11 protein-coding genes are annotated in these 8,199 nt (G+C 63.3%); 8 read left to right on the forward strand and 3 right to left on the reverse strand.

The genetic code is table 11. From position 1 onward, the window contains the following. Positions 1 to 119: 119 nt before the first annotated feature. A complete protein-coding gene (locus NF876_RS25625) occupies positions 120 to 455 on the forward strand; it encodes a hypothetical protein (RefSeq protein ID WP_262271227.1) in 336 nt (111 codons plus the stop codon). Between the two features lie 39 nt (positions 456 to 494). Here the strand turns inward: NF876_RS25625 and NF876_RS25630 are convergent, their stop codons facing one another. Beyond that, a complete protein-coding gene (locus tag NF876_RS25630; protein ID WP_262271228.1) occupies positions 495 to 761 on the reverse strand; it encodes a hypothetical protein in 267 nt (88 codons plus the stop codon). 255 nt (positions 762 to 1,016) lie between these two features. On the opposite strand from NF876_RS25630, the gene NF876_RS25635 reads away from it, so the two are divergent. The 3 genes from NF876_RS25635 (at position 1,017) to NF876_RS25645 (ending at position 2,354) form a co-directional block, all read left to right on the forward strand. Further along, positions 1,017 to 1,589: a PRC-barrel domain-containing protein gene (locus NF876_RS25635; protein ID WP_262271229.1), complete on the forward strand. Its 573-nt coding sequence runs from the start codon at positions 1,017 to 1,019 to the stop codon at positions 1,587 to 1,589. A 104-nt stretch (positions 1,590 to 1,693) separates the two neighbouring features. Further along, on the forward strand, positions 1,694 to 1,888 hold the full coding sequence (locus NF876_RS25640; RefSeq protein ID WP_262271230.1) for a hypothetical protein: 195 nt from the start codon (positions 1,694 to 1,696) through the stop codon (positions 1,886 to 1,888). 184 nt (positions 1,889 to 2,072) lie between these two features. Continuing rightward, positions 2,073 to 2,354 carry a hypothetical protein gene (locus NF876_RS25645; RefSeq protein WP_262271231.1) on the forward strand — a complete coding sequence of 94 codons (282 nt, stop codon included), beginning with the start codon at positions 2,073 to 2,075 and terminating at the stop codon, positions 2,352 to 2,354. Between the two features lie 249 nt (positions 2,355 to 2,603). Here NF876_RS25645 and NF876_RS25650 read toward each other — a convergent pair whose 3' ends face one another. Then, a complete protein-coding gene (locus NF876_RS25650) occupies positions 2,604 to 3,338 on the reverse strand; it encodes a hypothetical protein (RefSeq protein WP_262271232.1) in 735 nt (244 codons plus the stop codon). A gap of 324 nt (positions 3,339 to 3,662) precedes the next feature. Between NF876_RS25650 and NF876_RS25655 the strand changes: the two genes are divergently transcribed. The 3 genes from NF876_RS25655 to NF876_RS25665 all read left to right on the forward strand — a co-directional run bounded on the left by NF876_RS25655 (position 3,663) and on the right by NF876_RS25665 (position 5,459). Next, positions 3,663 to 3,971, forward strand: a complete 309-nt coding sequence (locus NF876_RS25655; protein ID WP_262271233.1) for a hypothetical protein — start codon at positions 3,663 to 3,665, stop codon at positions 3,969 to 3,971. Positions 3,972 to 4,138: 167 nt separating this feature from the next. Next, on the forward strand, positions 4,139 to 4,294 hold the full coding sequence (locus tag NF876_RS25660; protein ID WP_262271234.1) for a hypothetical protein: 156 nt from the start codon (positions 4,139 to 4,141) through the stop codon (positions 4,292 to 4,294). A 268-nt stretch (positions 4,295 to 4,562) separates the two neighbouring features. Then, positions 4,563 to 5,459 carry a calcium-binding protein gene (locus NF876_RS25665; protein WP_262271235.1) on the forward strand — a complete coding sequence of 299 codons (897 nt, stop codon included), beginning with the start codon at positions 4,563 to 4,565 and terminating at the stop codon, positions 5,457 to 5,459. A gap of 397 nt (positions 5,460 to 5,856) precedes the next feature. Here NF876_RS25665 and NF876_RS25670 read toward each other — a convergent pair whose 3' ends face one another. After that, positions 5,857 to 6,522 (reverse strand): FABP family protein, encoded by a 666-nt coding sequence (locus NF876_RS25670; protein ID WP_262271236.1) that lies wholly within the window; start codon positions 6,520 to 6,522, stop codon positions 5,857 to 5,859. 151 nt (positions 6,523 to 6,673) lie between these two features. Here NF876_RS25670 and NF876_RS25675 point away from each other — a divergent pair, with 151 nt between their 5' ends. Further along, a complete protein-coding gene (locus tag NF876_RS25675) occupies positions 6,674 to 7,489 on the forward strand; it encodes a CDP-diacylglycerol diphosphatase (protein WP_262271237.1) in 816 nt (271 codons plus the stop codon). The last annotated feature ends 710 nt before the right edge of the window (positions 7,490 to 8,199 follow it).

Raw genomic sequence — 8,199 nt, forward strand, 5'->3', positions numbered from 1 at the left:
AAATCGTGTCGATCCCATCCACTTTTCATCACGTCATCGACCAGCGTCGCAGGGACCTGTTTTGGGAACCCTCTCTGCAAGCGAACGTTGGACAGCGATTGTCGAACAGGACTTTTCCGATGCGAAAAATCATTCTTCTGTCCGCTCTTGCCATGGGCGCAAGCCTCTGGAGTGCTTCTCCTTCGCTCGCTCAGCCTCAGATCCAATTCGGCATCGGTCCGGACGGACGTCCGCAGGTCGGCGTGCGCGATCCCGAGCAGGAGCGGTACGAGCGCCGGGAACGCTGGCGCGAGCGCCGTGAGGAAGATCGCGCCCGCGCCTACGAGGCCGGCCGCCGGGATGCGATGCGCGACGAGCGCCGTTACGGGTACGAGAGCCGCTGCCGCAACATCATCATTCGCGAGGAGAACGAATGGGGCCGCACGATCGAGCGGCGGGTCCGTCGCTGCGATTGACGGCGCTCCGGCTTTCCGCCCGTTGATTCGACCCGCTTCTCAGGCTCGCGGGTTGGCGATTTCCGCCGTGAGCTTGGGAAGCTCCTTGATCATCCATTCCACCATCTGATCGCGGGTTTTCAAATGGCCCGGCATCGGGATGAACGGGCCATGGGATTCATAGATGGCCATGGGATCCCGCGCGCCCAGGATCGGGTCGAGATCGTCCTCGATTTCAGGCGTGATGGTTCTGCCGCCGAACCACGTGAGAAGCAGCAGGAGCATCCCGACGGCGCCGGCCAGGACGACGAGCAAGGATATTGCCAAGTCTGCGACCACTTGTTCCGTCCCTGAACTCAGAAGGCTTGCCTTTCGGGAGCCTAGCACCGAAAGGCGCGCGGTCCAACGCTGCAAAGCGCATGGCGCCCCAAGGCATGCAGCGCACATTTTCGCAGGTGCGAGGAACCGCCCTCACGCGCTTGAGGTTGAACGTCCAATCACCTCGCGGAACGCGCATGGAGTCCGTCGGCGATCACGAGGGAAGGGGTGCGGGGCGATCGACCTGCTGCATGGGAGGCGCCCATGAGAACGTATTACGTGTTCCAGTCCGAGCGGACACCCGATCTGCGCGGCTTTACGGAGAGCGCCACGGGCGAGACGCTGCCCGCCGAGCATGGGCCCTGGGCTCTCGACAGGCGCATCGGTCCCGACGACGAGTGGGTTCTCAATGTCAGCCGGGCGGTGGTGGCCGCCGGAATCATCGAGAACGGGTTCTATCTCTGGGGACCGGTCGAACGGCCGACCGAATGGCACCCGGTGATCCAGAGCGATCGGGTGGAAGGCACGGCCGTCTACGGACCCGACGGAACGCAGATCGGCACCATCAAGCGCCTGCTGATCGAAAAGGTGAGCGGGCGGGTTCTCTACGTGGACGTGACCTTCGGCGGCTTCCTGGGACTGGGTGTGCACCATCATACGGTTCCGTGGGACAAGCTGGCCTACGACAGGGAGCTCGAGGGCTATCGCACCGATGTGACCGAGGCTCAGGTCCAGGCGGCTCCCGCCTTCTACGGCGACGAACGCATCTGGCCCGACCGCAAACGCGAGCAGGAGATGCGCGATTACTGGCACGACATCCCGAGAGGCCCGATCTGATCGCAGGGCCTGCCCGGCGGGACCCGCGCTCGACCTGGGCGAAGCCTCACGGTGAGCGCGCGGGCCTGCTATGATGGCCCGGTTCCCGGCTCCTGGAGGGTGCCATGATCGCACATGTGTTCAAAATCGGCCAGGTCGTGCGGCCCAGAGCCGACTGCCACAGCCTCCCGGACGATCTGTTCCGGGTTCTGCGCCTCCTGCCGTCCACCGCAGGCGGCGTGCCGCTCTACTGCATCAAGAGCCAGGCGGAGCTGATCGAGCGCGTCGTCGAGCAGAGCGAGATCGAGGCGGCGCGCTAGCCCCGGCCCTGTTGCGTATTCGCCCTGTGTCCCGATGGTTGTTCGTAGTTGTTTCCCATCATCTCCTCGCGCAGCCGTGCTCTGCGACGGAAATGCATTTCGTCGTCTCATTCCATGAAACGTAAAGCGAAGTAACGCGTTGTCGACCAAACGGCAATACACGGCAATACGTGGAGATGGAATGATGAAGAAGTCAGCTTGGCTCCTGGCAGCCGCGTTAATCGGTTCGAGCGTCGTCGTTTCGACGCCTTCGTCCGCTCAGGTGCAGTTCGGCATCGGTCCCGATGGCCCGAGCGTCCGCGTCGGCCCGGACAATGACCGCTACGAACGCCGCTACGAGCGCCGTCGCGTCTATGACCGCGATCATCTGTCCACCGGAAGCATCGAGCGCTGCCGCACCGTGGTGATCCGCGAGGAAGAGCCGGACGGCGACATCGTGACCCGCCGCGTCCGCCGCTGCCGCTAAGGCTCGACCGCGACCTTTCTGGACAATGCCCGGGTGGCCTGCCGCCTCCCGGGCATTGTCGCGTCCCTGGTGCCTCGGACGCAAAAGTGGAACCGGTTTTGCGTGAAAAGATGCTCCAAAACAAAAGCTTGAAGCATCGGGCGCAAAAGTGGGAACCGGTTTTGCGCGAAAAGATGCTCCAAAACAAGAGCTTGAAGCATCGGGCGTGAGTTCGATCACGCGTCCGATGCTTTAGAGCCTGCGATCGGCTCAGGCGGCCTCCGCCTGCCGCGACCGGGACACTTCCACCTCCACGGTGAGCGCCGGCGTCATCATGCGTCCCCGGTCGATCAGACCGGACACGGCGGAGGCCAGGGCCAGCGCGGCCCGGTCCTTGCGCCCGAGCTGAAGGCCGTGCACGTAGAGCCGCATCAGTTCGACCGTCACATAGTGAAAGGCGACCTCGGACCCGCGCGCGAGCTTCATCCGCCGCGATGCCGTCGCCAGCTTGTCCAGGTAGAGGGATTGCTCGACCGGCGGTTCCGACAGGAAGCCGCTCAATCCCCCGAACAGATGCTCGAAATGGTCCCACAGGAGCGCGAGGTTCTTGGCCGCCTTGTCCTGCTGGTCGGGCGCGAGCGCCTGGAACTCGGCGAGAAGCTCCCAGGCCGGATCGGACCCGATCGCTTCGTCCTCGGGGCTGGGCAGCGGCACGAAGGGCAGGAGCGCCCGGGTCTGCGAGAGCAGGGCGGGACGTAGGGCGTCCCAGCCGGCGAACACCCTCGGCATGACGATCAACGCCGTAGCGAGAACGGTCCGGTCGACCAGGATGCCGGCACGCCCGAGCGCCGGGCGCGCCATCGCCCGGCAGGTCTCGATAAACTGCCAGCGCAGGAGGCACTGCCTCTGGAAGGTTTCGAGCTTTTCAATGAGTCCGCTTTGCGGTTGATGATCGACAGACCAGGGGAAGGTGAAGTTACTTCGGGGCTGAGGCGGGCTGCTCATAAGGCTGATGATCCGATCCGCAAATCACGTTCGACATGGGTCGGGTGATACAGGGTCAATCCAGGCAACTTTGAGGCCCGGCCACTCTATTGCGTAAGTACGTTTGGTCGCAGCGGAATATAATCTTGATGCCCGGGCGCACCATGACCCGAAGGGCTCGGGCCGATCCGGACGGCGCAGCGGTGGAAAGGCCCAGCCTTGAAGCCCGGCCGACCTGCCCCTACATCCCGGATGACCCCGATCCGGGCCCCTCTGACGCAAGCCGTGCCGGCTGTTGCGTGATGTCGGATCTCTTCCGATCCGACCGCCGGCACAGAGGTGACAATGCTTCAAGATCTTTTGGCGGCCGTCGTTGGCGTGCTGATCGTCGATCCGCTTCAGGCGGAGATGAACGAACGCCTGGCCCAGGTCCGCGCGCCCCAGGCCGTCATCGCCGAGATGAGAACCTGCGCCGAATCCTCCCTGCCGAAGCTCGCCGACCGGGCCATGGCCGAGCCGCTCTGGGTCGTCACGGCGGCGCTCGATGTCTGGACCCGCCGCACCAGGCCCGAAGAGATCCTCGGCGGCACGTCCAACCAGTGCGACGCCGCCGTCAAGGCGGCCAGGACCTATCTCGACAGCCGCGGAGCGTGACGCCCGGATCCGTCGCGCCGGGGCCGGCCCGCATCGTCCGTAATCGGCACGGGATCGGTCGCCTGGACTCGGTCGCTTGGGCCACGACGGTCCTGACTCCTTCGAGGAGGCCTTCGCGTCTCTTGGGCATGGTACGGTTCTGCCTTCGCTTCGAGAAGCCGTGCCCCATGAAAAACCTCGTTCTCGCGCTGGCCTGCCTGTGGTGGGGGCTTCCCGCTCAGGCGCAGCAGCAGGGTCGGGCGATCCGATTCGAGGAAGGCCTCAGGGGAAATCTTGCCTGCCGCATTGCGGCAGATCGGGCCCGCCCGTCAGACACGCCATAATGAACGTCAAGCCCATCCGTTCCGAAGCGAACACAACACAGTGGAGGTAGAAGAGCGTACCTCTTCTGAACGGCTGCCCGAATCCCGGGAACCGGGCTACGATGAAGCTCCTCGTTCAATACGTCATTCATCGAAGACATCATTTCACGTGAAAGTTTCCGTTGCGACTGTAGAAGATTCAGTACGGTCATTCCTCGTCTATTAGGAACGTGGCGCATCACTTCACCAACAAACGACTTCGGCCGACCAGAGCCTGCGGAGGCAATCGATGGCGATTCGCATTGGAACACCTAAGGACGACCGTATCGATGGAACGGATTTCTCCGACATCCTCGATGGCGGGGCCGGCAACGACTGGCTCGACGGAGGCGTCGGAAGCGACACGGTGTATGGCGGAGCAGGCAGCGATACGGCCTACTTCTCGGCCGACGCCGCCGTCACGGTGGATCTCGGTCGCAATACCGCCATCGGCCAGGGGTTCGATCGTCTCTTCGGCATCGAGAACGTCGTCGGCTCATTGTACGATGACAGGCTGACGGGCGACCGCAAGGCCAACAATCTGTCCGGCGGCTATGGCAATGACCGTCTGATGGGTGCCGGCGGAGATGACTTCCTGAACGGCAATGTCGGCAATGACACCGTTGTCGGCGGGACGGGGAACGATACCGTCGCGGGATCGAGCGGCAATGACCACCTGTATGGCTCGGGCGGCAATGACAGGCTGGATGGCGGAGAGGGCCGCAACACGCTGGAAGGCGGGGCCGGCAACGATACCTTGGGCAGCGCTCGCGGAACCGACTGGATGATCGGCGGCAGCGGGGCCGACACGTTCAGCTTCGGGCCATACTCGTCGGGAACGACCTCCGCGCTGGTCAGCACGATCGCCGACTGGAGCGTGGCGGCTGACCGGATCGACCTCGCCATCGACGGAACGGCCTCGAACTATGGTGAGGCCGCCACCGGCGCGACGACGGTCGAAGCTGCCCTTCTCGATGCGCAGAGCGCCTTTGCCGGCGGGACGATCACGCATGCGTTTCTCTACAATATCGTGGCGAACACGGGCTATGTCTTCTCGGACCAGGATGAGGACGGCACGTTCGAGATTGGCATTGTCATGGCCAATGCGGGGACGGCGGCAGCCATGAACTACTGGAACATCGTCTGAAGCATCGGACTCAACAGTGGACCTGCCCTTTTGCGTGTCATCCGATGCTTCTTTCTGAATGGGCGCATCGTGCGCAAGACCGGGTCCACGTTTCACTGATACGGCCCTCGGGATCCGCACGATGCGCAAGGTGCAATCCTTCACCTGCCGCAGTCTTTCGATGGCCGGCTGATGACCTGTTCGCTTCGAACGGCCGCTCCGAGTCTTCGGTATGAGATTGCCGGCCCCTTCGAAGACAAGGAGCCGGCCACTCCCGAATGAAAGAACGGATGTTCGCGAAAGCCGGTTGCCCTCCCGGTGGATGACGGCGGCCTGGCTGAAGCCAACGAAGATTCCGAAGGAGCGGTCGGCCGGCGCGAAATTTCGAGGCCGAGCGACGTTCGACGGGATGCTGCCCTCAGCTTGTCTTTCGCTTGGACAAAATGATCGCCAGGGGATTGGGCTTCGCGTCCCCGACCCGCCGAAGCGTGTTCCGGTCCTGATGGGCGAAGGGCGCGTCCCGGCCATGCACCAGCAACTCGGTATCGGTCACGTAGCTCCAACTCCCGTCCGGATGGAAGGTGATCGTGATCCGGTAGTGGTCGGTGCGGAACGCCTGCTCCAGAAAGGTTGTCGAGCAGATGCCATAATCGGTCTGCCCGCGCGCTGCGGTCACGACGATCTCGTCGGCATCGGGGCTCGCCTGGCCCGCCGCAAGGGCGACCTGCCCGCGCGGGATGGCGATGGTCTGCATGACGAGGCCGGTGGCCGGCTCCCAGAGCCAGTAGCCGACCTGGTCGTGAAACGTGATGTCCTCTTCCTCGGTCGTGATGTGGATGTGGTAGCGCAGGCCGTAGAGCAGTTGCGGCCCGTTCGTCTGCGGGTCGATCGCCTGAAAATCGATGGTCTCGATGAACACGCGCCGCTCCGGGCCTTCCGCCTTGGGGTTGAGGTCCACACCCTTGCGTGCGCGCCAGCGCCCCGCCAGGCGCCGGAGGGGACCCAGATTATTGAGCGTGTCCGGATCGACGTGGCTGGGTTCCGTGAAGACGTCCGCGAGGGCCGTCGAAGGCAGAGGCGTCATGGCTAAACCTTTCTGTCGACAGGGGAGGGCAAGAGGAAGCGGGACAGGGGCGCGCGTCCGGGGAGGCGTCCGGCGCAGAACGGCACCGCGTGCCGCAGCCATCGCCCATTCGTTGTATTGCCATGGGGGTTGGATTGACCATCTCCGGTGCATGTCCCTGAAACAAGCCCTGTGGCTATCCCTTGCGTGTCTTGCAACTGTCTTCATCGCCCGCAGGACCTTCGCAAGCGACCCATCGCGAGGAGCCCTGTGGCGCGTGGTGGAGACCTGCGTCGCCGCCAAGCGGGCGCTCAATGTTTCTCTGCCCTGCGTCCAAGTCAACTTGGGGCAGCACGGATCTCCGGGGACGGTCGTTCTCAGGCCTCCGTGGAAAGAGACCCATACCCTCGTTGTTCCGACCGCACGTCTGGTCGGAATCGAGGCCCCGACCCTGCAGCAGCCGGGAGCAGAGGCCTACTGGCAGGCGGCTCTCGCAGCGCGACGCTTCGTCATCGAGGCTGCCAAAGGGCGCGTCCGCCTCGAGGATGTCGGGCTGGCCATCAACTCCAGGGGCAGTCGCACGCAGGATCAACTTCATATTCACGCCGATTGTGCACACCCGGAGGTTCTCGCGGTGCTTCGCCAGCACGATGCGGAGCTCGGGAGCACCTGGCAGCCGCTCGAGTTCTTGCAGTCGCTTGGCTTTCTGCAAGACAACCAGCGCTTCTTCGGCATCAGGATCGCCGCGGACGAACTGGGCACATCGAACATCTTCGAGCGCCTGACGCACCTTCCAGGCGATCGAAGGGATTTGTCCAGAGTGGGTGTCGCGGTCTTCAGCGCTCCGCCGAATGGATCGGGGCAGGGCTTTTACGTCATTGCCGCTTCCGGGCGTGACAGCCAAGCGGAAGATCTCCTGGATCATAGCTGTATGCTGGCGCGAGGTGTTGCTGCCGACGATTCATCGGCGAACGTTCAGCGCCCATGATGGATACCCGTCCGGGGACACCGGCGTTCCCGCTCGAGGCAACACAGCCTGCATTTCCCCTGCTCCATTCTCAACCCCGTCCCTTCGACCAGAGCAACGGGTCCCCATTTCCGCGCGGCTCTAATGGTGCTCGGGATGATCGTGAATAGGGACTGCCGGCTCTCCCGCGGGCCGGACTCGGCGGGCGTCCCGTTTCCAGGGCTGCATCAGCCACGGGCAGATCTTATCAAGACCGTTCGGTTTTCTCTCCTGAGGGTCTGTTGCGGCGGGAATCCGCCCCTCCTTGGACACGAAGCGACATGGGTCGAGCCCCGTGCTCGTCGCCCGCGGTGAGGAGACCGGCATCGCCACACAGATCCGACCATTACTCGATTGAGATGAAGTGTTCAGGAATGCGACTGAGATTTCAACATATGTTAAAAGAGATTGGCGCGTGGTTTTACTACCGCGGCCCTGCATTAGAACAAATATCGCGCCTTCAATACCTCTCTTTGTACAGTAAATGAACTACGACTTTGGAGGTGCGGAATTTCCGGCTGGCGGGAACGTTTGCTTCTCAAACCAACGGGAGGAGGCATTCCATGGCCAATGTTGTCGCGTCAGCGGAGTTTATCGGTTTTGACAATTATCGAAGCATCTACCGGGTCGACCTGAGCCAGCTTCCCTTCGGGGCTCTTCAGGCCATCTCGCTCGTCGACGACGGCGTCCGG

The organism is Microvirga yunnanensis (genome assembly GCF_025460875.1).

What these genes read in the sequence shown, in the direction of transcription:
- NF876_RS25635 (WP_262271229.1), top strand. Translation starts at nt 1,017, where the DNA reads ATGAGAACGTATTACGTGTTCCAGTCCGAGCGGACACCCGATCTGCGC.
- NF876_RS25625 (WP_262271227.1), top strand. Translation starts at nt 120, where the DNA reads ATGCGAAAAATCATTCTTCTGTCCGCTCTTGCCATGGGCGCAAGCCTC.
- NF876_RS25645 (WP_262271231.1), top strand. Translation starts at nt 2,073, where the DNA reads ATGAAGAAGTCAGCTTGGCTCCTGGCAGCCGCGTTAATCGGTTCGAGC.
- NF876_RS25660 (WP_262271234.1), top strand. Translation starts at nt 4,139, where the DNA reads ATGAAAAACCTCGTTCTCGCGCTGGCCTGCCTGTGGTGGGGGCTTCCC.
- NF876_RS25650 (WP_262271232.1), bottom strand. Translation starts at nt 3,338, where the DNA reads ATGAGCAGCCCGCCTCAGCCCCGAAGTAACTTCACCTTCCCCTGGTCT.
- NF876_RS25670 (WP_262271236.1), bottom strand. Translation starts at nt 6,522, where the DNA reads ATGACGCCTCTGCCTTCGACGGCCCTCGCGGACGTCTTCACGGAACCC.
- NF876_RS25640 (WP_262271230.1), top strand. Translation starts at nt 1,694, where the DNA reads ATGATCGCACATGTGTTCAAAATCGGCCAGGTCGTGCGGCCCAGAGCC.
- NF876_RS25675 (WP_262271237.1), top strand. Translation starts at nt 6,674, where the DNA reads ATGTCCCTGAAACAAGCCCTGTGGCTATCCCTTGCGTGTCTTGCAACT.
- NF876_RS25665 (WP_262271235.1), top strand. Translation starts at nt 4,563, where the DNA reads ATGGCGATTCGCATTGGAACACCTAAGGACGACCGTATCGATGGAACG.
- NF876_RS25655 (WP_262271233.1), top strand. Translation starts at nt 3,663, where the DNA reads ATGCTTCAAGATCTTTTGGCGGCCGTCGTTGGCGTGCTGATCGTCGAT.